The organism is Lawsonibacter hominis (genome assembly GCF_014287895.1).
GTDB classification, from domain to species: Bacteria; Bacillota; Clostridia; order Oscillospirales; family Oscillospiraceae; genus Lawsonibacter_A; species Lawsonibacter_A hominis.
The window spans coordinates 14,691-37,411 of sequence record NZ_JACOPP010000019.1; the positions used below are offsets into that span (position 1 = coordinate 14,691).

Genomic DNA, 22,721 nt, shown 5'->3' on the forward strand with positions numbered 1-22,721 from the left:
AGGAGAGTGAACGATATGAACCCGAAAATCATGAAGCTCCGTGGGGAGCTGGAGAAGAACAAAGGCAAAATCTCTGATCTGCAAGGCCGCAACCGCGAGCTGGAAAAGCAGATTCGTGAGCTGGAGGACACCGACATCATCGGCATGGTGCGTGAGAACGGCATGACGATGGAGCAGTTTGCCGAGCTGTTCCGCCGTATGCAGGCCGCGCCTGCACCGGCCACTTTGGAAAAGGAGGCGTTGAACCATGACTAAGAACACACCGCGCATTTTTATCAGCCTGCTGCTGATGCTCCTGTGTATCGGGATTCTCCCCGTTTCCGCCTTTGCCAGCGGCGGCGACTATCCCGATGATACGCTGCCTGCCGCCGAAAGCAGCGCCGCAGACACGCAGGAAACAAAACAGATCGGCACGGTCACGACCAACGGCGGCAACTTGAATGTCCGCACCGGCGCGGGACGGGACAACACCGCGTTTACGCAGCTCCCCAACGGCACGGTGGTCGATGTGATTGGCAGGGACGGCGATTGGGTAAAAATCCTGCTGCCTGCCCGTGTGGGCTATGTGTACGGCAGCTATCTGACCGTCACCGACGCCGCCGACAGTACCGTGAGCATCGGCGGCATTACGCTTCCGCTTGATGAAAAAGAGCTGACCGACCTCTGGCAGCTCCTTGTTGGCAGCATGACGGGCGGCAGCGACGCGCTGACACCGGACGGCAATCTGACGCTGATCGACGATATTGGCTCCAGCACCAAGGCAGGAAAACAGTTCATTACGTTGGAAAGCAAGAACGGCAATACATTTTACCTGATTATTGACCGTGACGATGAGGGCGAAGAAACCGTCCACTTCTTGAATCAGGTGGATGAGGCCGACCTGATGGCGCTGACTGGCGAGGAAGAAACGCCCGCCACTTGCTCCTGCACCACAAAATGCGTGGCCGGTACGGTCAATACATCCTGCCCCGTCTGCGCGGTCAACATGACCGAGTGCGTGGGCAAGGAGGCAAAGCCCGAAGCCCCCACCGAGCCGACAGAACCCGCCGCCGAGGAACCGGAGAAAAAGAGCGGCGTGGGCGGCATCCTTGTCGTTCTGCTGATCGTCGCGCTGGGCGGCGGTGCCGCGTTCTACATTTTCAAGCAGAAAAAGGCCAAGCCGCAGACCAAAGGCAGCGCCGATCTGGACGATTATGACTACGGCGAGGACGAGGACGAATATGAGTTTGAGCCGTATGAGGACGAACCGGAACAGGATACTACGGAGGATACGGACGCATGAAATATTTCACCAACAATCCGCTGGAACGCCTGATGATGCAGAAGCCGAAAGCAGCGCGGGAGGACAGCCCTCCCGACGCTGCCAAGGAACACTTCTGCTACGGCTGCAAGCGCTTCGGACAGAGCTGCGTTCGCCCCTGCTACCGTGATGTAAAGAGAATGGAGGCTGCACCATGCGCCTTGTGATCGCCGAAAAACCCTCCGTGGCGCAGAGCATCGCCGCCGTGCTGGGTGCTAAATCACGGCATGACGGGTATCTGGAGGGCGGCGGGTACATCGTGTCGTGGTGTTTCGGGCATCTGGCAGAGCTGGCCGACGCCGCCGTTTACAATGCCGATGATGCCAAATGGACGCTGGCGGCGCTGCCCATCATTCCTACCTCGTTCCGCTTCATCGTCCGCTCTGAAAAGCAGAAGCAGTTTGACATTCTGCGGGAGCTGATGCGCCGGGAGGATGTGACCGAAGTGGTCAACGCCTGCGACGCTGGGCGCGAGGGTGAGCTGATCTTCCGCACGGTTTACTGCCTTGCGGGATGCTCCAAGCCGATTCTGCGGCTTTGGATTTCTTCAATGGAGGATGATGCCATCCGCAGCGGCTTCCAGCAGCTTAAGTCTGGGCGCGACTATGACGGCCTGCATCAATCTGCCCTGTGCCGCGCCAAGGCTGATTGGCTGGTTGGTATCAACGCCACGCGGTATTTCTCCCTGACGTATGGCCGCACATTGAACATCGGGCGCGTCATGTCGCCCACGCTGGCGCTGCTGGTACAGCGCGAGGCGGAGATCTCCGCATTTGTGGCAGAACCGTTCTACACCGCCCAGCTCGATTGCGGCTTTCCCGCCACGACAGGCCGAATGAAGGACAGAAAGGACGCCGACGCTATCGCCAACACCTGCAAGGGCAAGGCAGTAACCGTCAAAAGCGTGGAGCGCAAGGAAAAATCTGAGAAAGCGCCCGCACTCTATGACCTGACCTCCCTCCAGCGCGACGCCAACCGCGTTCTCGGCTACACCTCTCAGCAGACCCTCGACTATCTCCAAGCGCTCTATGAAAAGAAGCTCTGTACCTACCCGCGCACCGACAGCCGCTTCCTGACCGACGATATGGAGGGCAGCGTCCCCGGCCTTGTCGCCGCCGCTGCCGCTGTCTGCGGCATGGAGAAGCCGCTGACCATCTGCGCCAAGCAGGTATGCAGCAGTAAAAAAGTCACCGATCACCACGCCATTGTTCCCACCATCAGCGCGGAAAAGGTAGATATGGCCTCTCTGCCGCTGGGCGAACGCGAGGTGCTGAAGCTGGCGGCAAGGGGCTTGCTTCGTGCGGTGGATGAACCACATCGCTACGCAGAAACGGTCATTACGGTGGACTGTGCCGGTCAGAGCTTCACCGCCAAGGGCAAAACCGTCCTTGCTCCCGGCTGGAAGCGCTATGAGCAGGAGCAGGCAGAGGCAGCGCCCGCGCTGCCGGTGGTAACGGAGAATCAGACGCTTTCCGTATCTGCCGCATCGGTCAAGATCGGAAAAACCACGCCGCCCAAGCACTTCACCGAGGATACGCTGCTGGCTGCGATGGAGAACGCGGGCAAGGAGGATATGCCAGATGATGCCGAGCGCAAGGGCATCGGAACCCCGGCGACCCGTTCCGGTATCATTGAAAAGCTGGTGTCCTCCGGTTTTGTGGAGCGCAGGAAGTCCAAGAAGATCACAAATCTGCTGCCCACCTCTACCGGCACGGCGCTTATTACGGTTCTTCCCGAACAGCTCCAGTCACCGCAGCTCACCGCCGAATGGGAACACCGCCTGAAAGAGATCGAGCGCGGTGAAATCGCCACGGACAGCTTCATGGATGGGATCGCCGCCATGCTACATGAGCTGGTGCAGACCTACAAACCCATCCCCGGTACGGAAGTCCTGTTCCCCTCCGGGCGTGAGGTAGTCGGCAGGTGTCCCCGCTGCGGAGCCGAGGTGACGGAATCACCGAAAGGCTTTTTCTGTGAGAACCGTGCCTGTTCCTTTGTTCTCTGGAAAAACAGCCGCTTTTTCACAGCCAAGAAAAAGGTGCTGACAAAATCCCTTGCCGCTGCGCTTTTGAAAAATGGCCGCGTCCCGCTGAAAGGCTGCTACTCCGAAAAGACCGGGAAAACCTATGATGCCAGCGTTCTTCTGGAGGACGATGGGCAACGCACGGGCTATAAGCTGGTGTTCGACAATGGCTGATGCGCCGCGTATGGATCACAAGCAGCTCCGCCGCGCCAAGAAGCTCATTCGGAAGCTCTGCTGTAATTACGATCACGGCAACTGCCTCGCGCTGGATGATGGAGAGCCTTGCGTCTGCGTACAGGGTATTTCCTACTCGCTGCTGTGCAACTGGTTCCGAAACGCGGTACTTCCCGCCGACCATGAGCTGCTGGCCGACGTGATGCGGGAAAGGCCGGGGAAGCGCTGCGCCGTCTGCGGTAAGCCGGTCTATTCTTCCTCCAATCGCGCCAAATATTGCCCCGCCTGCGCCAAGCAGGAGCGCCGAAAGCAGGACGCCAAACGAAAGCGTGAACAATACTGGAACCTCCGCAAATAGAGGGCGTAAAAGCCCCGTGCCGCAAGGCTTTTTCCATGCGGAATCACAAGGGGCTGCGTCATTCTATCCGCAAGCTCAAAAACAACGTCTATCTGCGGAGAATTGCCCCTGTGCAGGATGTGTTTTCTTCTGCGCAGGGGCGCTATTTTTTCTGAAAGGAGATCATCATGGCTGAAAAACAAACCAACAAAGACAGGATGCGGGAGATCGTTGACAGCATCGAAAACGGCATCAAGGAGCTGTTCGAGAGCGATAAGTACCAGCAGTATCTCTCCACCATGAGCCGCTTTCACCGCTACTCGGTCAACAACACCATGCTCATCTATATGCAGCGCCCCGACGCCACCCATGTGGCGGGCTTCAACAAGTGGCGCGATCAGTTCGGCAGGAACGTCCTGAAAGGCGAAAAAGGCATTCGCATCATCGCTCCTACTCCCTATAAGAAAAAGGTCGAGGAAATCAAGACCGACCCCGAAACCAACGCGCCGATACTGGATGCAGACGGCAAGGCCATCATTGAGGAAAAGGAAATCCGTATTCCTATGTTCAAGGTGGTGTCCGTCTTTGATGTGTCACAGACTGCGGGAAAGCCCTTGCCCCAGCTTGCCGCCGATCTGAGCGGCAATGTGCAGCAGTATGAGGTTTTCATGGAGGCGCTGCGCCGTGCTTCTCCCGTTCCGATGGAGATAAAGCCCGTTGCGCGGGATACGGACGGCTTTTTCAGCATTAAGGCGCAGAGCATCACCATCCGCGCCGGTATGAGCGAGGTGCAGACGGTATGTGCCGCCGTCCATGAGATTGCACACGCCAAGCTCCACGACTACGAACACATGACGGAGCTTGCGGACGATGGTGAGACGATCCTTGTCCCCGGCGAAAAGAGCCGCAACACCGAGGAGGTCGAGGCCGAAAGCATCTCCTATGCGGTCTGCCAGTATTACGGCATTGAAACGGGAGAAAACAGCTTCGGCTATATCGCCACATGGTCAAAGGGCAAGGAGCTGAAAGAACTTCGCGCCAGTCTGGAAACCATCAACAAGACTGCCTCCGAGCTGATTACGGACATTGACCGGCACTTTGCGGAGATTTGCAAGGAGCGCGGCATTTCTGTGGAGAAATCCGAGCAAGCGGAAAGCCAATTAAAAGAGAACAGCAATATGTCTGCGGCTGACTTGGCAAAAAGCATTTCAGAGCTGTATCTCGATGCGAATGGCCTTGCCTTTCTCAGCGAATTTGCAAGTCAGGAAGATTGCCTCCAGCATTTCTACGAAGATCTGTTGACAGGAGCAGATGAGATAAAAGGCTTCCTGTCCGAAACACTTGAGCAGAGCGATGAATACGCGCACAGAGCGAATGAGCTGCTGTTGGAAGTTGAGGCATTTCAGAAAAGTCACACTTCCTTAAAGGAACTCGACGCTAATGAGCGTTGGTATGCGGTTGATGGTGGGAGCAAGCATCTTCGCATAACAGAAGATGGTGCAAAATATGCCTATGAACTTTACGACAAGGACACTCTACACCTTCTGGAAAGCGGAACAGTACATGACGATGATGTAAACTTTCTTTTGGCGGCTGCGATTCGTATCTGCGAAACACATGGCTATGATAAGACCGTGCCGTTTGAAGTTTTGTCAAACAAGTTTGCAGGGATTTTGTACTCACTCGAATTGTCATCGGACGACAATCAGGTTGTTCACGAGGAGGCCGGTTCTCGTGCCGCAGGCACACTTCCAACTTCGCCAGAGCTGGAACAGGCCACCCCGATGCCCGACCCCAAGCTGACGGTGGACGATATGCGCAGCTATGGGTATCTGGACGGCGATATGCTCCCGCTTTCCAAAGACCGGGCGCTGGAGCTGCTGGAGCATGACATCACGGTTTATATGCTCCATCCCGGCAACACCGAGGAAATGGTCTTTGAGGCCGAGGACATCATCAAGCACGACGGAATGTTCGGGATCACAAGACCGGATTGGGATGCGGTCAAAGGCCATATCCCGCCCCGCGATGTGGAGCAGCGCTTTTTGAACAGTCCCACCGATGCTATGGCGATCTACCAACTGTGCCGGGATGCGCCGGTCGAGCTGCGTTTTGCCAATCTCGGCAGTCTGGCCGCGCCGCCTGACCCTGCCAACTATGAAGCTGTCTATACCCGTGAGGTGTACCCGGACGATGATACCGGCAGAATCCTTGAAAACTTCTACTACATTTTCAACGATGAGCGCCCCGGCGATTTTGCGGGACATAGCCTCTCCGTCAGTGACATCGTTGCGCTGAAACAAGACGGCAAGGTATCCTATCACTACTGTGACAGCATGGGATTTCAGGAGCTGCCCGCCTTTCAGAAACCGGAGAATTATCTGAAAGCCGCCGAGATGTCGATGGAAGATGATTACGGCATGATCGACGGCATTATCAACAATGGCCCCAAACAGCCCACCGTCGCCGACCTTGAGGCACAGGTCAAGGCCGGTATGTCCATCTCCCTGATGGATTTGGCAGAGGCGGCACACCGGGAAAAGAAGAAATCTGTGCTGGAGCAGCTCAAAAACCAACCGGCCCAAGAACGTCCACACAAAACAGCGCCCAAAAAGAGCGCGGAAAAGGAGCTTTGATATGAACATCACCTTTGAAGAACGCCAGCTTATGAGCCTCTACAACACCGGTACCCGCACGGGCTTGATCGCGGCGCTGGAGGAAATGCGCGGCTACCTCGCTGCGGATGAAACGGAGCTGCGGGAGCTGACGGACAGCGCCATCGCAAAGCTGCGCAGGATGAGCGACGCAGAATATGACGCGCTCGACCTGTTCCCCGATTTTGAAAAGGAGGATATGGATGCCGAGTAAAGTACAGCTCTATGCGCAGATGGCAGACCGCACGGCGGAGCAGATCACGGGAAGCTACCAGAAGTGGACGGCATTTCTGACCACCGCCGCAAGGCTGTATAAGTACCCCTACAATGAACAGCTCATGATTTTCGCCCAGCGCCCGGAAGCCACGGCCTGCGCGGAATACGATCTTTGGAATAAGCAGATGCGCCGCTATGTGCGGCGAGGCAGCAAGGGCATCGCCCTTGTGGATACCAGCAGCGACCAACCCAAACTCCGATATGTATTCGATGTTTCCGATACCAGCGGCGGCGAGAACTCTCGCCGCCCTTATCTTTGGGAATACCGGCAGGAGCATCGTGAGGTGGTATCTGCGGCGCTGGAACAGCGCTTCGACGTTTCCGGTGAAAACGGACTTGCCGATCAGATGGAGCGTGTGGCGGCGCAGCTTGTAGATGAATACTGGCACGACAACTGGCGCGATATTGTCGGCATCGTTGACGGTTCCTTTTTGGAGGACTATGATGAGTTCAACATCGGAGCCGCTTTTCGGAACGCCGCCGTTGTCAGCACCACCTATGCGCTGCTGTCCCGCTGCGGGATGCAGCCGGGAGATTACTTCGAGCATGAGGATTTTCTGAATGTCTTTGATTTCAATACCCCGCAGACCGTCGCCGCTCTTGGAACGGCCATCAGCCAGTCCAGCGAGCTGGTGCTGCGGCAGATCGAAGTCACCATCAAGAATTATGAGCGCGAGAAAATCGCGGAAAGGAGCGAAAGCCATGAGCGAACTGACCTACACCCGCAGCGGGGATTATCTGATTCCCGACCTGAGCCTGACAGAGCAGCCGCAAGCCCCGCTGGGCAAGTACGGCAGGATGCGGAAGGATTACCTGAAGGAGCATCGTCCGGTGCTGTGGAACAGCCTGCTGCTGTCCGGGAAGCTGTACCCCCATCTGCGGGAGATCGACGAGGCGGCGAACAACCGGCTGGAACAGATGATGCCGGAGCTGATGAAGTCGGCGGGCGTGACGGAATCGCTGAAAGCCAGCGACCCGATGAAGTGGGTAGGGCTGATGAACACGCTGAAAGCGCAGGCCGAGGAAACGATCCTCACGGAACTGGTGTTCAGCTAAATATGTTCGATGCCCCTGCTGGGGCGCAGATGTCCTTCTTCCCCTCAGAGGCAGAACAAATTCAATCCATCGCAGAAGCGGAGAGTGTAACACACTCCGCTTTTTCTATGTTCATTTCTCAGGATGATATTGACCACATCCTGCGCGCGGGCGGTAATGCGGATGCAGCGCGGATGAAAATTGCTGCGGAATTCTCCAAGCAAAAACCTTTAGAGGATTGCGCGGCATTTCTGAAAGCTCTTTACTACGGCGGCAACGGCCTGATTACGGATAACGGCAGGCTTTCCGCATGGTACGGGGACGATGGTATCCATATTGCAACCGGAGATACCTCTCGCTATCTTCGTTCTGCCCAAGTGATAGGCTGGGCAGATGCGGCGGAGCGTATTGAGGAGCTTCTGGACGGCGGCGCATTTGCCACCAATCTTGAGGTCACGGAAGCCCCGCGCTATGAGCGGCTGGGTATTGCTGTGGATGTCTGGAACCTTTATCACGATTTCTCGGATGAAGCAAAGTCGCTGGGGTATCTGTCCTGCTTGGGTAATATCCATAGCACCAGCTTTCCAGAGGAAACGGAGCGTCTGACGGACGATCTGCTGAATCCGGCGTTCCGGGATAGGCTCCTGTCGGAATACAAGGTATTCATGGACGCTTACCGCGAAAACCGTGCGCTGCTGCGCTTCCATTACCACAAGTCGCAGGCACTTCTCACACGTTTGGAAGATTTGTCCCTTCCGCGAAAGGAATTCCGCTCCGATATGGAGGCTATTCCAGAAACCGGCAGGTTTATCACCGAAGATGAAATTGCGGCTTCTCTTGCAAACGGGAGCAGCTTTGAGGGTGGAAAGACCCGCATCTATGCGTTTTTCCAGACTTCGCACACTCCCAAGGAGAATGCCGATTTTCTGAAAAAGGAGTACGGCATCGGCGGGCATACCCATGCCGTATCCAGAGAAAGCGGCAGCTATGAAGATCACGGCAGCAAAGGCATTGTGCTGAAAAAGAACGGCTGTGCAGACATTCAGATGAATTGGAACAAGGTCGCTTCGCGCATCTCGGAGCTGGTTCGGTTGAATCGCTACCTTACGCCGGATGAGCAGGCAGCCTATGACAAGGAAATGGCGCAGGACGCCATGCGGAACGCGGTTTATAACGACTATAACGACGTAAAGGCGGCGCACCCCGATGAAATTGTGCTGTATCAGGTTGGGGACTTCTTCGAGCTGTATGGCGAGGATGCGCGGGCAGTTGCAGATGATCTCAGTCTTGAGCTGACGCGCCGCAATTTGGAGGGAGTAGGCCGTGTTACCATGTGCGGCTTCCCTGCAAAGGATTTGGAGAAATACGTTGAAAAGCTGCGGGAAAAGCATGATGTAACAATTTCGCGCATTGGCGATTCCGGCCATGAACACACGGCATATACGCTTCCGTCCATCGACCACGAGGCAGAACAGGCCATCAATGCTTATGAAGCAGAGTTCGGCGCGGACGGCACGAGGGTGTTCCGCGATCCTGCCGCCGACGCGCCGCAGCCCACGGTACGGGAGCTGTTTGACGGGTACAAGCTGACCGTTGGCAACGCGCTTTCCAAAGATACGGCTTTTGTCAATGCCTGCCGCAATTCAGACCGCCAGAACGCTTATCTGGAGGGTGCGGACGCTATCCGTCGTATTGTCACGGCATCTGATGATCTCCAGCTTGTCCGCCTGTACTTTGATATGCCCGCGTTCCATAACCGGCTGCATCAGGAGCTTTTGGAGGAACTGTATCCCACGCTGGCAGCGACGGTCGCACCCTCTCCCTATCAGATCACACAGGAGGACATTGACAACGCGCTTCTGGATTGGCTCAACAACCTAAAGGGCAAGCAGGAAGTCGCACTATATATGCAGGCGCATGGGCGAGAACGCAGCACCGCCGCATGGCTGGCTGCAAAATATGGCTGGGAAGATAGCAAAACTCCCATGTATATCCGTGTAGGAAACGCCGAGCCGGTGACGCTCACATAGGCGCAGGTACAGCGGCGGTTGGCACAGCTCATCCGCGAGAATAAATTTTACGATGAGAATGAGCGACTGCGGTTATTTTCACCTGACCGATACTCCATTCGTCTGCATCCCGGCGAGGGCGGAATTACCGGCATTTGGGATGAGGTGTTGGAACGGTTCTGCGGAGATGGGGAACAAACTCTCCGCTTTGCAGAACAGAATAACGCCATTGCTTACTTGGATGGCATCAAACGGGATATGGGAATTGAGCTATCCCCTCCGGCGTTTACAACACCGCTTGGCTATACCTATCATATTGGAGATCGCATTTCATCCATAGAGTTAGACCACATAGCAGCAGTCGGCGTTATCGCGCGTGTAGATGAAGATCACGTCTGGCACACGTTACCGAACGTACCCGGACAGGAACCTGTCAGCATCGACCGCAATTCCTTTGAACGCTACCTCGACACCAGATATTTCGAGGTTTCTGAACCGGAGCCGCAGCGCGTCATTGCGGCGCAGCACACAGAACAGCCAACCCCGGAGACGCCGCAAGCGGTTCAAAACCTTATGGGGCAGCGCGTGGAAATTGATGGTAAGCTCTATAATGTTGATTCCGCAGATGAAACTGTCGCGCATCTCAGCGTCGTTTCATCCTCCAGCGAGAGCAATCACGATCCGGAACACAGAACCGAACCGGTTTCTGCTGTCCTCACACGAATTGCAGATCAGGGTCGTGAGCTTGCGCCGAATATTTCGGCATATCAGGCGCTTCGTGCAGAGCATCCCGAAAAGCTCATCGGTGTCCGCGTCGGAGAACGGCTGCTTTTTTATGGCGCGGATGCAGAACGAGCCGCCAGCGCTTTGAATCGCCGCCTGCTGCAACGCGATATTCCCGGTATGGGCGAAACCGCTGTGACCGGCTATGATTTTGGACAATGGGCAAGCGGCGCAAAGCGGCTGCTGGAGCATGGACACAGCTTCGTGTTTGCACAGCCAAATGAAACCGACGGCTATGATGTTATCAACGAGGCCGATGCCAAGGAGTATATCCCCATTGGCATGGAGCTGGAGATTGACGGACGGAAGTTTGTCATTGACAGCGTGAATTTCGGCGCAGATGAAGTATCTCTGCGCGATGTGACTTTTCAAAACAGGCAGGGCTTTCCCATCCTCCGCGCTGAACACATTGCGTTTGTACGCTCGTTTGTTGAAGAACAGGAACAGGAGCAGCCGCAGCCCATCGCCAAACCCGTCGCGTTCTATCCCGCCGAGAAAACACACTTGCCCTACGACATAGAAATCAAAACGCTGCACATCCCGGAACCGGAGCATGACCCGCCCTCTGCGGAACCCGCCAAGCCTGAACCGCCTGCCATGAGCGAGGAAGAAGCTCTGATTCTGGAGCAGGAAGGACGCGCGGCGCTTTCGGAAATGGGCGAGTTTGTGCCTGATTCTGATGATGCCATCTCACAGGCCGAGATCGACGAGCCTCCCGCACACCGCCCTGCGGTATCTATCCCCGTTGACGGCGAGTGGCAGGGCTTTCCCAGCGTTGCCGCTGCGGAGCAGGCCGCTTACGCTGACTTCAAGGCGGCGAGCCACCGCGACGCGCAGAATTTCCACATCACCGATGATGCCCTCGGCGTCGGCGGCGCAAAAGCAAAGTTTCGGGCAAATATGGCGGCGATCCACCTCCTGCAAGAGCTGGAGTTTGAGGGCTTACAGGCCAGCCCGGAGCAGCAGGAAATCCTCTCCCGCTATGTGGGCTGGGGCGGTTTGGCTGATGCGTTCGATGAAAATAAACCAAACTGGTCGGACGAGTTTGCAGAGCTGTACGCCACACTTTCCCCGGAGGAATACGCTGCCGCCCGTGCGTCCACGCTGAACGCCCACTACACCAGCCCTACCGTCATCAAGGCGATCTATGAAGCGGTCGGCAATATGGGCTTCCAGACCGGTAACATTCTGGAGCCGTCTATGGGCGTTGGCAACTTTTTTGGCCTGCTGCCGGAGCAGATGCAGGGCAGCAAGCTCTACGGCGTGGAGCTGGACAGCATCACCGGACGTATTGCCAAGCAGCTTTATCCCAAGGCGGACATTACCATCGCGGGCTTTGAAACAACGGACAGAAAAGACTTTTACGACCTCGCCGTGGGCAACGTCCCGTTCGGACAATATCAGGTAGATGACCGGGCTTATAACAAGCTCGGTTTTTCCATTCACGACTACTTCTTTGCCAAAACCCTCGACCAAGTGCGTCCGGGCGGCGTGATTGCGTTTGTGACCTCCCGCTACACGATGGACAAGCAATCGCCCGAAGTCCGCAGGTACATCGCGCAGCGGGCGGAGCTGCTGGGTGCCATTCGTCTGCCCAACAATGCGTTCCGCGCCAATGCCGGTACGGATGTGGTTTCGGACATTCTCTTTCTCCAAAAGCGTGACCGTCCCATTGAGATCGAACCGGATTGGGTACACCTCGGCCAGAACGAGGATGGCTTTGCTATCAACCGCTATTTTGTTGACCACCCGGAGATGATTTTAGGCAGGCAGACCTCCGAAAGCACCCAATACGGCAAGCAGGATTTCACCGTTGTCCCCATTGAGGGGCTGGAGCTTGCAGATCAGCTCCATGATGCCGTGAAAAACATTCGCGGCACCTATCAGGAGGCGGAACTGCCAGAGCTGGGCGAGGGCGAACAGATCGACACGTCCATCCCCGCAGACCCCAATGTGAAAAACTACTCCTACACCGTGGTGGACGGCGAGGTGTACTACCGGGAAAACAGCCGCATGGTCAAACCGGAGCTGAACGCCACCGCCGCCGAGCGTGTCAAGGGCATGGTCGCGCTGCGGGATTGCGTGAATGAGCTGATTGCCCTGCAAATGGACGAGTACAGCGCAGAAAGCCGGATTCAGGAAGCGCAGACCGAGCTAAACCGCCTCTATGATGCGTTCTCCGCAAAACATGGCCTAATCAATGACCGTGCGAACCGTCTTGCGTTCTCTGACGATTCCTCTTACTACCTCCTGTGTTCACTGGAAGTGCTGGACGACGACGGAAAGCTGGAGCGCAAGGCGGATATGTTCCACAAGCGCACCATCAAGCAGCAGCGCAGCGTAGATTCTGTGGATACCGCCAGCGAAGCCCTTGCTGTCTGCATCGGAGAAAGAGCCTGCGTCGATCTCGACTTCATGGCCTCCCTCATGGGCGGCAGCGAGAAAATCCCGCAGATTGTTGAGGATTTGAAGGGCGTCATTTACAAGGAACCCAACAGTGGTCCGTTTGACTTGCAGGACGGCGGCGAGCATTGGGCAAAGGGCTGGCAGACGGCGGACGAATATCTCTCCGGCAACGTCCGGCAGAAGCTCCGTACCGCGCAGCGCGTGGCAGCGCGCGACCCATTCTTCGCTGGGAATGTGGACGCCCTGATTGCTGCCCAGCCGAAAGACCTTGAAGCCAGTGAGATTGAGGTGCGGCTGGGTGCGACATGGTTTGATAAGAAGTACATCGAGCAATTCATGTACGAAACCTTTGAAACGCCCCGCTATCTGCGCGGACAGATCGAGATCAGCTATGTCCCGTACACCGCAGAATGGCAGGTTTCCCGCAAGAGCATGGTGCGCTACAACGACGTGGCGGCATTCACCACCTACGGCACAGACCGCGCCAGCGCCTATCGGCTGCTGGAGGATGCACTGAACCTCCGCGACATTCGCATCTACGATACCATTGAGGATGCAGACGGACGGGAGCGCCGTGTCCTCAACGCCAAGGAAACCACCCTTGCCGCGCAGAAGCAGCAGCTTATCCGGGATGCGTTCAAGGACTGGATTTGGAAAGACCCGGAGCGGCGCGAAACGCTGGTACGGCAATACAACGAGGAAATGAACAGCACTCGTCCCCGCGAGTATGACGGCAGCCACATCGTTTTCTCTGGGATGAACCCGGAAATCACCCTCCGAGAGCATCAGAAAAACGCCATCGCCCATGTGCTGTACGGCGGGAATACGCTGCTGGCACACGAAGTTGGCGCGGGAAAAAGTGCGACACGTTCGTAACTGAAAAGGTTACGCACAAGTCAGCTAACAATAGAATCGGGAACTGGAAAGGAGTCCCTGAAAAGACTTGGAGAACTAATATTCCGATAGGTGGAATGATGGGGTAACGCCCTGAAACGCCTACCTTATAAACTGCGATATGCGGCAGTCCTCTGTAACAAGGATTGCGGTATAACGCTCGCTAAAGTCGGCGGAAATGTACCCAAACAGGTTATGCCGTGGAAAGCATCTCAGCGGTGGGATGTGTGCATGATACGCCGGAGGTCTAAAAACTGCCTATGGTCAGAATGTCACGATGACTGACGAAATCCCGAATGTACGGGTCTAAAAGGCGCAGGAGCAGAAATGTTCCTTTCCGATTACGGAAGTATGTGAGGATGAGTAAGAATTTTTACTATGAAAGTCCTTGCGGTGTTACAGGCACCGCCCAGCATACAGGCTCAGAGGGACACCTAAGGGCAGATATGTACAGATAGGAATATTGGAACGTGGAAAGGCTGGAACACGGAGCCAGTTACAGGCTATGAGGTGTTGGATTGGAAAGCGCATTGCGTATAACAATCCTTTATCCAGCTGAGAGAGATGGCACAGTACCGTTGAAGCCGTAGAAATACGGTGGAGGGATGGCCATTAGTCGTCAGCAATCAATAAATTGAAAACTATACAGACACAAAGGTTCGAGTATGACTAAGAAAAGCGAAATCCCCCATACAAGGAGGAAAGTACCTGACTTTGGCAAACAAGAAGAAACCCTTGAAGAAACAAAAAATCCGCAATTCCGAATACTACGATATGCAGCTCGCTCTTGACGAATTGTATGCCGCAAGTGTCAAGGGGCAACGGTTCTGCAATCTGGTGGAACTAATAAAACGCCCCGAAAACATCAAGCTGGCCTACAGAAATATCCGAAAGAACAGCGGCAGTCGAACGGCGGGTGTGGATAATAAGACAATAAGCGATTTGAACAAATGGAACGAAAATGCTCTGGTCGCCCATGTTCAGCGTAAGCTGGACTGGTATGTTCCTAATGCTGTCCGCAGAGTTGAGATACCAAAGGACAACGGTAAAACCCGCCCCCTTGGAATCCCTACGATTATGGACAGGCTCATTCAGCAATGTATTCTGCAAGTATTAGAACCTATCTGTGAAGCAAAATTCTTCAAGCGAAGCGATGGTTTCAGACCAAACCACAGTGCAGAAAATGCCATTGCCCAAGCGGAGAGAATGATACAGAACGTAGGTTGCCACTATGTCATTGATATAGATATCAAGTCTTTCTTTGACAATGTGAACCACGGAAAACTGCTGAAGCAGATGTGGACACTCGGAATTAGGGATAAAAAGCTGCTGTCTATCATTTCTGCCATGCTAAAGGCAGAAGTGGCTGGAATCGGTTTTCCCGAAAAGGGTACGCCACAGGGCGGTATCATTTCCCCACTGTTGTCAAACATCGTCCTGAATGAACTGGATTGGTGGATTGTCAGCCAGTGGGAAGAAATGCCTACCCAAAGGAACTATGTACACAGAATCTATGCGAATGGAACCCCTGATAAAAGCAGTACCATCCGAACCCTGCGCAACTACACGAATCTGAAAGAGTGCTATGTTGTCCGCTATGCAGATGATTTCAAAATCTTCTGTAAAAAGCGGTCAGATGCAGTCAAGCTGTTCGAGGCAACGAAACAATGGCTTTTGGAACGTCTGGGACTGGAAACCAGCCCGGAGAAATCGAAAATCGTAAATCTGAAACGCCATTACTCTGAATTTCTTGGCTTTAAGCTGAAAGTTCGAACAAAGGGAAAGAAGCCAGATGGACAGCCAAGGTATGTAGTAGAAGTGCATATCAAGGATAAAGCATTGCTGAAAATCCGGGAGAAAAGCAAGGAAATCATTGGGCAGATACGGCAGACCTATGACCCAGGAATGGAATATCGTCTGATACAGAAATACAACTCCTATGTCATGGGCGTTCATAACTATTACAGCATTGCAACCCATGTGAATATTGACTTTCACAAAATCGCTTTCGATGTCAAAAAGAGCCTTTACAACAGATTGAAGCACAGACTGCAAAAGAAAGGTCAAATCACAAACAGGTATATCAAGGAGAAATACGGCACAAGTCGGGAGGTGCGTTATCTGAATGGTCATGCCATCGTCCCGATTGCCTATGTTCAGCATAGAGTACCTATGGATAAGAAAAGTCGGGTAAACAAGTACACGCCAGAAGGACGGGTTGAGATTCATAAGAATCTTGCCGGTATCAATATGGCAGTACTCTATCATCTGATGAACAATCCATGCGGTAAGCAAAGTGTGGAATACAACGATAACCGCATTGCGCTCTATGTTGCACAGAAAGGAAAATGTGCCGTCTCCGGTGTGGAACTGGAAGCAAAGCAAGTGGACTGTCACCACAAAAAGCCATTGGTGCTTGGGGGCAATGATAGCTACCAAAACCTGATTATTGTCTCCGCTGTGGTTCACATTCTCATTCATTCCAGTAATGAGCGCACCATCCGAAAATATCTGAAAGTGCTAAACCTGGATAAAAAGCAGTTGGCAAAGCTCAATAAACTTCGTGTGATGGCAGAAATGCTGGAACTCGTTTTCTAAAGGGCAAATCTGTTTGATGTATAGATTGTCATAAAAAGTGCTGACGATGGAAAGCCGTGTGATGGGAAACTGTCACGCACGGTTTGGAGCGGGGGAAAATCTGGAGGAACGGATATGCAGCCTGCGGCTGCATATCCCGCCCAAAGGACTACCTATCGCTATCCTTTGAAATGGTAGCCTCTGCGATGGAATCTAAGAGGTTGGGACTGTGCCAGAAATCCATTTTTGTCGTGCCGAACCATCTGACGGAACAGTGGGCATCCGAGTTTCTGCGGCTCTACCCTTCGGCCAACATCCTTGTCACTACCAAGAAGGACTTTGAAACCCACAACCGCAAGAAATTCTGCGCCCGTATCGCCACCGGCGACTATGACGCCGTTATCATCGGCCACAGCCAGTTTGAGCGTATCCCCATCAGTCCGGAGCGGCAGGAACGGCTCCTTCACCAGCAGATTGAGGAAATCACCGATGGTATTCAGGATACCAAGCTCGCAGGCGGCAACAGCTTCACCATCAAGAGTTTGGAGCGCACGAAAAAGGGACTGGAGGCACGGCTGAAAAAGCTGCAAGCCAGCGACCGCAAGGATGATGTGATTTACTTTGAACAACTTGGCGTAGACCGGATGTTTGTGGACGAGTCGGACAATTATAAAAATCTTTTCCTCTATACGAAGATGCGCAATGTGGCAGGGCTTTCCACCACCGATGCGCAGAAATCCTCGGATATGTTCTCCAAGTGCCGCTACATGGATGAGCTGACCGGCGGGCGCGGCGTGGTATTTGCCACCGGCACCCCGGTTTCCAACTCCATGACGGAGCTTTACACCATCCAGCGCTATTTGCAGCATGACCGGCTGCGAGAGATGGGTATGGGCCACTTCGATTGCTGGGCAAGCCGCTTTGGTGAAACCACCACCGCGCTGGAGCTTGCCCCGGAGGGAACCGGCTACCGGGCAAGGACACGCTTTGCAAAGTTTTTCAACTTGCCCGAATTGATGAACCTGTTCAAAGAGGTCGCCGACATCAAAACGGCGGATCAGCTCCACTTACCCACGCCGGAGGTCGCGTACCACACCATCGCCACCAAACCCACGCAGATCCAGCAGGACATGGTGAAAGCCCTCTCGGAACGAGCGTCCAAGGTACATAGCGGTGCGGTCAGCCCGGATGTGGACAATATGCTCAAAATCACCTCGGACGGACGCAAGCTGGGGCTTGACCAGCGCATCATCAATCCTATGCTCCCCGACGAGGAAACCACCAAGGTCAATCAGTGCGTGGCGAACATTCTCCAATACTGGCGCGACGGCGAGGAGGAAAAACTGACACAGCTTGTGTTCTGCGACATTTCTACGCCAAAGGCCACGCCCTCGCAGCGGGCGGCAAAGGCTTCCCCCGGTACGCTGGACAGCCCGGAAATCCATGCGCTGGAGAGCGCGATTTCATTGGAGGAAAGCGCGGAAACGCCGTTCACGGTCTATGAGGATGTGCGCCAAAAGCTCATTGACGCCGGTATGCCCCCGGAACAGATCGCGTTCATCCACGATGCCAATACGGAGGTCAAAAAGCGGGAACTGTTCGCAAAGGTACGCAGCGGTCAGGTGCGCGTCCTGATTGGCAGCACGGCCAAGATGGGCGCGGGCACCAACGTGCAGGATCGTTTGGTCGCACTTCACGATTTGGATTGCCCGTGGCGTCCCCGTGATCTCACACAGCGAAAAGGCCGCATCGAGCGTCAGGGCAATCAGAACAAGCTCGTTCATGTCTGCCGCTATGTGACCGAGGGGACGTTTGACGCCTACCTCTGGCAAACGGTGGAGAATAAACAGAAATTCATCTCTCAGATCATGACCTCAAAATCTCCGGTTCGCTCCTGTGAGGACGTGGACGCTACGGCGCTGTCCTTTGCGGAGATCAAAGCGCTATGCGCCGGTGATCCCCGCATCAAAGAGCGCATGGATTTGGACATTGAGGTGTCCAAGCTCAAAATTATGAAAGCAGACCACAACAGCAAGCAATTCCGCTTGGAGGACAGTCTGCTGAAATACTTCCCGGAAAAGATAGAGGAACACAAGGGCTTTGTTCGTGGGCTGGAGGCGGATATGCAGACCCTCGCGGCGCATCCGCTCCCGGCAGAGGGCTTTGTCGGCATGGAGATTCGCGGCGACCGGCTCACTGATAAGGAAAACGCCGGTGCCGCGTTGCTGGATACCTGCAAGGAGGTCAAGGGCAAAGACCCGGTACAGATCGGCAGCTATCGCGGCTTTACCATGTCCGTTGCTTTTGATTCCATGTGGAAAACGTACACTCTGACGCTGAAAGGCCAGATGACCCATCGCGTTGAACTCGGTTCGGATGCCAGAGGCAACCTTGTCCGCATTGAGAACGCGCTGGATAAAATGCCGGAGCGTTTGCGCAGCGTTCAGGAGCAGCTTGAAAACCTCTATAACCAGCAGGCAGCGGCAAAGGCCGAGGTCGGTAAGCCGTTCCCGCAGGAGCAGGAGCTGGCCGCAAAAACTGCGCGGCTCATTGAGTTGGATATGGAGCTGAATCTGGACGGCAAGGGACAGCCGCAGCCTGAGCAGGCGATTGCAAAATCTGCGCGGCCTTCCGTTCTGGATAGGCTGAAAGCGTCGCCTGTTCATGGCGCACCGGAAAAGCCCCACAAAAAAGAAATGGAGGCACGATAATGAAAAATCTCCCCGTTTACAAGCACCCGGCAGCCTACGCCAGAGAGCATGACGAGCTTGCGGCCTACCGCGCTTCCAATCAAGCGAACACGGCCTGCAAGGAAGCGATTGAAGCCGCCATCCGTGACCACTACCGGGATAACCGGCTGGATGCAGCGGCGGTCGATCAGGTGGTGCAGCAGTTCGGCTATGACCGCACGTTCCATGTCCTTGCCATCACCGTCTGTCAAGCGGATTGGGACAGACGGTATTCACCCGACAACCGGGCATGGGCAAACGCCATGTCCATCCCCGCCAATCCCGACACATGGGGTACTGACCGCAACTGCTATCTGGCCGTCAACAGCCATCCCGGTCTGGTCGATCTGTTTCTCAGCCAGACCCGCAAAGCCTACGCGCAGGAGCGGCAGAAAACCTCTGTCCGGGATAAGCTGAAAAAGCCGCCTGAAACAACTTCGCCGAAAATTTCGGCGAAGTCCAAAGCCCCGGAGCGCTGAGCGATGGCAAAACGCAAGCGGGATATTCAGCTTAAATTCCGCGTCACGCCGCAGGAACGGGAAATGATCGAAACAAAGATGGCGCAGTTCGGCACCACCAACATGGCGGCGTATCTCCGCAAGATGGCGATTGACGGATATGTGGTGAAGCTCGACCTTCCGGAGCTGCGGGAGCTGGTGTCCCTGCTTCGGTATTCCAGCAACAACCTCAACCAGCTCACCCGCCGCGCCCACGAAACAGGCCGTATCTACGAAACCGATCTGGAGGACATTCAGCAAAGTCAGGAACGGATATGGACGGCGGCGGAGAAAATCGTTTCCTCGCTGGCGGCGCTGAAATAAGTCGCAGGGGCGGCGGAATAACCGCCGCCCCTGTCTATACAAAAGCAAAAGCTCCGACGCAAAACAGCATCGGAGCTTCTACGGTTCCAGATTATTTTCATCGAATAACGGCGAGGCAAAAAAGCTGCTCAGGTCGATCTCCAATCCCTGACAAAGCTCGTGGATGATCCGCAGCTTCATAGACGGGTATGCGCAGTTCACAAGATTACCGATGGTGGACTTCGGCACGCCGCTTTTCATATAAAGCTGATACTGCGTCATGCCCCGCTCCTGCATCAGCTCAACCAAACGCCTGCTGACGGCTTCATTCAACTGCAAGTACCACACCTCCCGTCCCTGTAACTGTACCAACATTATATTTCCCATCTGGAGAAAATTAGTTCAGGTAGCTGTACTAAAGCGAGATTCTGTGATATGGTTAGATGTCGGGCAAAAGGCGAAAACTATTCGTATGACTTTGCCGCATCCTTGCAAAACACCAATGAGCAAAGTATTCTAATATCAGAAAAAGATTTGACCGCTTGGAAAGGAGCTGCGGAACGTATGCTGACAAACGAAATTGTGCTGAAGGTATTTTCCGACTACCTCAACCGCGATACGGATTTTGAAGTTGTCCTAACCAGCAGAGGCTACACGGTCATGGGCTTTGACTGCTACCGGCAGGACTGGAACACCGTGGACTTTTGCCCTATGCCCGAAGATTTGTTGGATTCTCTGCTGGATGCCTATGAGAATTTCCGCATGATGGAGATTACGGGTGGAGATCGTGATCTGACCGAAAAGGAAGAAGCAAAGCTCGCCAAAGAGCGTGACGCGCTGACCGCACTTTGTGAAAAGGAGGCCGCAAAATGTTCATCCTGAAAATTCTCTTTGCGCCGTTGTCCCTTATCCTGTCCCTGTTCGTTTGGCTGTGCGCGGGGCTGCTGTCCTGTTCCGGCTTCGTGTTCAAGCTGGCAAGCGGACTGCTCTCCTTGCTGGCTTTCGCCGTGCTGATTACCTACTCCGCAAAGAACGGCATCATCCTCCTTGTGCTGGCGTTTCTGATCAGCCCGATGGGACTTCCGCTGCTGGCTGTGCAGGGACTTGGCAAGCTGCAAGACGTGAACACCGCCATGAAAAATTTCATCCATAGTTAAAAGCGCAAGCCGGGGCGAACGCCTCGGCTTGCTTTTCTAAAATCGTTGTTTACTTTCTTGCTAATATCGAATATAATATTAGCAAGAAGGAAGTGATAACATGACCGCCTATGAACGGCTTGACCTGCTTTTTCAGCAAAACAATGGGATCGTCAAAACCGCGCAGGTTTTGGAAATCGGTATTGCCAAGTCCACGTTTTACGCTTATGCCAAGCAGCGCGGCGTGGAGCAGGTAGCGCACGGCGTTTATGTTTCGCCCGACGCATGGACGGACGCCATGTACCTGCTGCACCTTCGCTGTGCGCAGGCCGTATTCTCCCATGAAAGCGCATTGTTTTTCCATGACCTGACCGACCGGGAGCCGAGTCCGTATTCCATCACCGTCAAGACCGGCTACAATCCTGCCAGCCTGCAAGCGGATGGCATCAAGGTCTACACCATCAAGAAGGAATTGCATGATGTGGGGATCGTCACGATGAACACGCCGTTCGGGAATCCCGTTCCCGTCTATGATATGGATCGCACCATCTGCGATCTGATCCGCAGCCGCAGTGGGATCGAGATGCAGACCTTTCAGGATGCACTCAAGCAATACGCAAAACGAAAAGACAAGGACTTACGGAAGCTGATGCGCTATGCACAGATGTTCCGTGTTGAAAAACTCCTTCGGCAGTATTTGGAGGTACTCTTATGATAAAGACTGCACGGCAGCTCAAAGACCTGATACGCAATCTCTCCAAGGACAAATCCGCAGATGCGCAAATCCTGATGCGCAATTACATGATGGAGCGCTTTCTGGAGCGCATTTCTCTTTCGGAATATCGGGACAAGTTCATCCTCAAAGGTGGGATGCTGGTGGCTGCAATGGTCGGCCTTGACGCCCGCTCCACGATGGACATTGACGCGACCGTAAAGGGTGCGACGGTCGGCATCGAGGAAGTGGAGAATATGATTGCCTCCATCACCTCCGTGCTGGTGGACGATGGCGTGACGTTCCGGGTGAAGTGCGTTTCCGAGATCATGGACGAGGCCGAGTATCCGGGCATCCGCGTCAGCATGGAAACGGAGTTTGACGGCGTAATAACGCCGCTCAAGATCGACATTTCCACCGGCGACGCCATCACGCCCCGCGAGGTGCGTTACAGCTTCAAGCTGATGCTAGAGGATCGCTCCATCGAAATTTGGGCATACAATCTTGAAACCGTTCTGGCCGAGAAGCTGGAAACCGTCGTGTCCCGCGCCACCACCAACACCCGCATGAGAGATTTCTATGATCTGCACATTCTGAGCCAGCTCCACGGCCAGAGCATCGTCCCAGCCGATCTCCGTGCGGCGCTCATTGCGACGGCCAGGAAACGCGGTACAGAGAAGTATCTTGCCGATGCGCCTGCGGCCTTTGATGAAGTTGAGGCCGACCCAAACATGGAAAAGCTGTGGCGGGCTTATCAGAAGAAGTTTTCCTATGCTGCCGACCTGTCGTGGCATACGGTCATGGAATCCATCCGCAGCCTTTATCGGCTGGCGCAGTAGCAAACATTCAGCAAATTGAAATCTTTGAAGATAAGGG

The 22,721-nt window shown here is 54.6% G+C and carries 17 protein-coding genes and 4 pseudogenes; 20 read left to right on the forward strand and 1 reads right to left on the reverse strand.

Annotated elements, in window-relative coordinates:
- Positions 1–15: 15 nt before the first annotated feature.
- From H8S57_RS12360 to H8S57_RS12425, 16 genes and pseudogenes are all read left to right on the forward strand, one after another.
- A complete protein-coding gene (locus H8S57_RS12360) occupies positions 16–255 on the forward strand; it encodes a DUF4315 family protein (protein ID WP_118625738.1) in 240 nt (79 codons plus the stop codon).
- Complete coding sequence (locus H8S57_RS12365; RefSeq protein ID WP_186908345.1) at positions 248–1,282, forward strand: CD1107 family mobile element protein; 1,035 nt, start codon at positions 248–250, stop codon at positions 1,280–1,282. The genes H8S57_RS12360 and H8S57_RS12365 overlap by 8 nt, the downstream gene beginning before the upstream one ends.
- Entirely contained in the window at positions 1,279–1,467 is a 189-nt protein-coding gene (locus H8S57_RS12370) for a hypothetical protein (RefSeq protein ID WP_186908346.1), read from the forward strand. The genes H8S57_RS12365 and H8S57_RS12370 overlap by 4 nt, the downstream gene beginning before the upstream one ends.
- On the forward strand, positions 1,455–3,497 hold the full coding sequence (locus H8S57_RS12375) for a DNA topoisomerase 3 (protein WP_186908347.1): 2,043 nt from the start codon (positions 1,455–1,457) through the stop codon (positions 3,495–3,497). The genes H8S57_RS12370 and H8S57_RS12375 overlap by 13 nt, the downstream gene beginning before the upstream one ends.
- A gap of 10 nt (positions 3,498–3,507) precedes the next feature.
- Complete coding sequence (locus H8S57_RS12380; RefSeq protein WP_440131168.1) at positions 3,508–3,855, forward strand: cysteine-rich VLP domain-containing protein; 348 nt, start codon at positions 3,508–3,510, stop codon at positions 3,853–3,855.
- A gap of 164 nt (positions 3,856–4,019) precedes the next feature.
- Positions 4,020–4,961 (forward strand): annotated as a pseudogene (locus H8S57_RS18235) (ArdC-like ssDNA-binding domain-containing protein); the annotation flags it as partial.
- Between the two features lie 939 nt (positions 4,962–5,900).
- Positions 5,901–6,470 (forward strand): YodL domain-containing protein, encoded by a 570-nt coding sequence (locus tag H8S57_RS18240; RefSeq protein WP_440131170.1) that lies wholly within the window; start codon positions 5,901–5,903, stop codon positions 6,468–6,470.
- Between the two features lies 1 nt (position 6,471).
- Entirely contained in the window at positions 6,472–6,702 is a 231-nt protein-coding gene (locus H8S57_RS12390; RefSeq protein ID WP_055270739.1) for a transposon-transfer assisting family protein, read from the forward strand.
- A gap of 764 nt (positions 6,703–7,466) precedes the next feature.
- Entirely contained in the window at positions 7,467–7,820 is a 354-nt protein-coding gene (locus H8S57_RS12395; RefSeq protein WP_186908349.1) for a TnpV protein, read from the forward strand.
- A gap of 1,133 nt (positions 7,821–8,953) precedes the next feature.
- Positions 8,954–9,829, forward strand: a complete 876-nt coding sequence (locus H8S57_RS17410) for a MutS N-terminal domain-containing protein (protein WP_243204815.1) — start codon at positions 8,954–8,956, stop codon at positions 9,827–9,829.
- A 552-nt stretch (positions 9,830–10,381) separates the two neighbouring features.
- A pseudogene (locus H8S57_RS18245) lies at positions 10,382–10,804 on the forward strand (MutS N-terminal domain-containing protein); the annotation flags it as partial.
- A gap of 66 nt (positions 10,805–10,870) precedes the next feature.
- Positions 10,871–13,858, forward strand: a pseudogene (locus tag H8S57_RS12405) (DUF8437 domain-containing protein); the annotation flags it as partial.
- A gap of 747 nt (positions 13,859–14,605) precedes the next feature.
- Complete coding sequence (gene ltrA, locus H8S57_RS12410; RefSeq protein WP_186908351.1) at positions 14,606–16,489, forward strand: group II intron reverse transcriptase/maturase; 1,884 nt, start codon at positions 14,606–14,608, stop codon at positions 16,487–16,489.
- A gap of 161 nt (positions 16,490–16,650) precedes the next feature.
- Positions 16,651–19,179 (forward strand): annotated as a pseudogene (locus H8S57_RS12415) (helicase-like domain-containing protein); the annotation flags it as partial.
- Positions 19,179–19,676: a DUF3849 domain-containing protein gene (locus H8S57_RS12420; protein ID WP_186908352.1), complete on the forward strand. Its 498-nt coding sequence runs from the start codon at positions 19,179–19,181 to the stop codon at positions 19,674–19,676. The pseudogene H8S57_RS12415 and the gene H8S57_RS12420, both read left to right, overlap by 1 nt.
- 3 nt (positions 19,677–19,679) lie before the next feature.
- Positions 19,680–20,018 (forward strand): plasmid mobilization protein, encoded by a 339-nt coding sequence (locus tag H8S57_RS12425; RefSeq protein WP_055270735.1) that lies wholly within the window; start codon positions 19,680–19,682, stop codon positions 20,016–20,018.
- A 78-nt stretch (positions 20,019–20,096) separates the two neighbouring features.
- Here H8S57_RS12425 and H8S57_RS12430 read toward each other — a convergent pair whose 3' ends face one another.
- A complete protein-coding gene (locus H8S57_RS12430; protein WP_035301310.1) occupies positions 20,097–20,336 on the reverse strand; it encodes a helix-turn-helix domain-containing protein in 240 nt (79 codons plus the stop codon).
- A 150-nt stretch (positions 20,337–20,486) separates the two neighbouring features.
- On the opposite strand from H8S57_RS12430, the gene H8S57_RS12435 reads away from it, so the two are divergent.
- The 4 genes from H8S57_RS12435 (at position 20,487) to H8S57_RS12450 (ending at position 22,684) form a co-directional block, all read left to right on the forward strand.
- Complete coding sequence (locus tag H8S57_RS12435; protein WP_186908353.1) at positions 20,487–20,879, forward strand: hypothetical protein; 393 nt, start codon at positions 20,487–20,489, stop codon at positions 20,877–20,879.
- Positions 20,867–21,154, forward strand: coding sequence for a CD1845 family protein (locus H8S57_RS12440; RefSeq protein WP_186908354.1), 288 nt, complete (start codon positions 20,867–20,869; stop codon positions 21,152–21,154). The genes H8S57_RS12435 and H8S57_RS12440 overlap by 13 nt, the downstream gene beginning before the upstream one ends.
- A 100-nt stretch (positions 21,155–21,254) precedes the next feature.
- Positions 21,255–21,848 (forward strand): type IV toxin-antitoxin system AbiEi family antitoxin domain-containing protein, encoded by a 594-nt coding sequence (locus H8S57_RS12445; protein ID WP_186908355.1) that lies wholly within the window; start codon positions 21,255–21,257, stop codon positions 21,846–21,848.
- Positions 21,845–22,684 carry a nucleotidyl transferase AbiEii/AbiGii toxin family protein gene (locus tag H8S57_RS12450; protein WP_186908356.1) on the forward strand — a complete coding sequence of 280 codons (840 nt, stop codon included), beginning with the start codon at positions 21,845–21,847 and terminating at the stop codon, positions 22,682–22,684. The genes H8S57_RS12445 and H8S57_RS12450 overlap by 4 nt, the downstream gene beginning before the upstream one ends.
- Positions 22,685–22,721 lie beyond the last annotated feature (37 nt).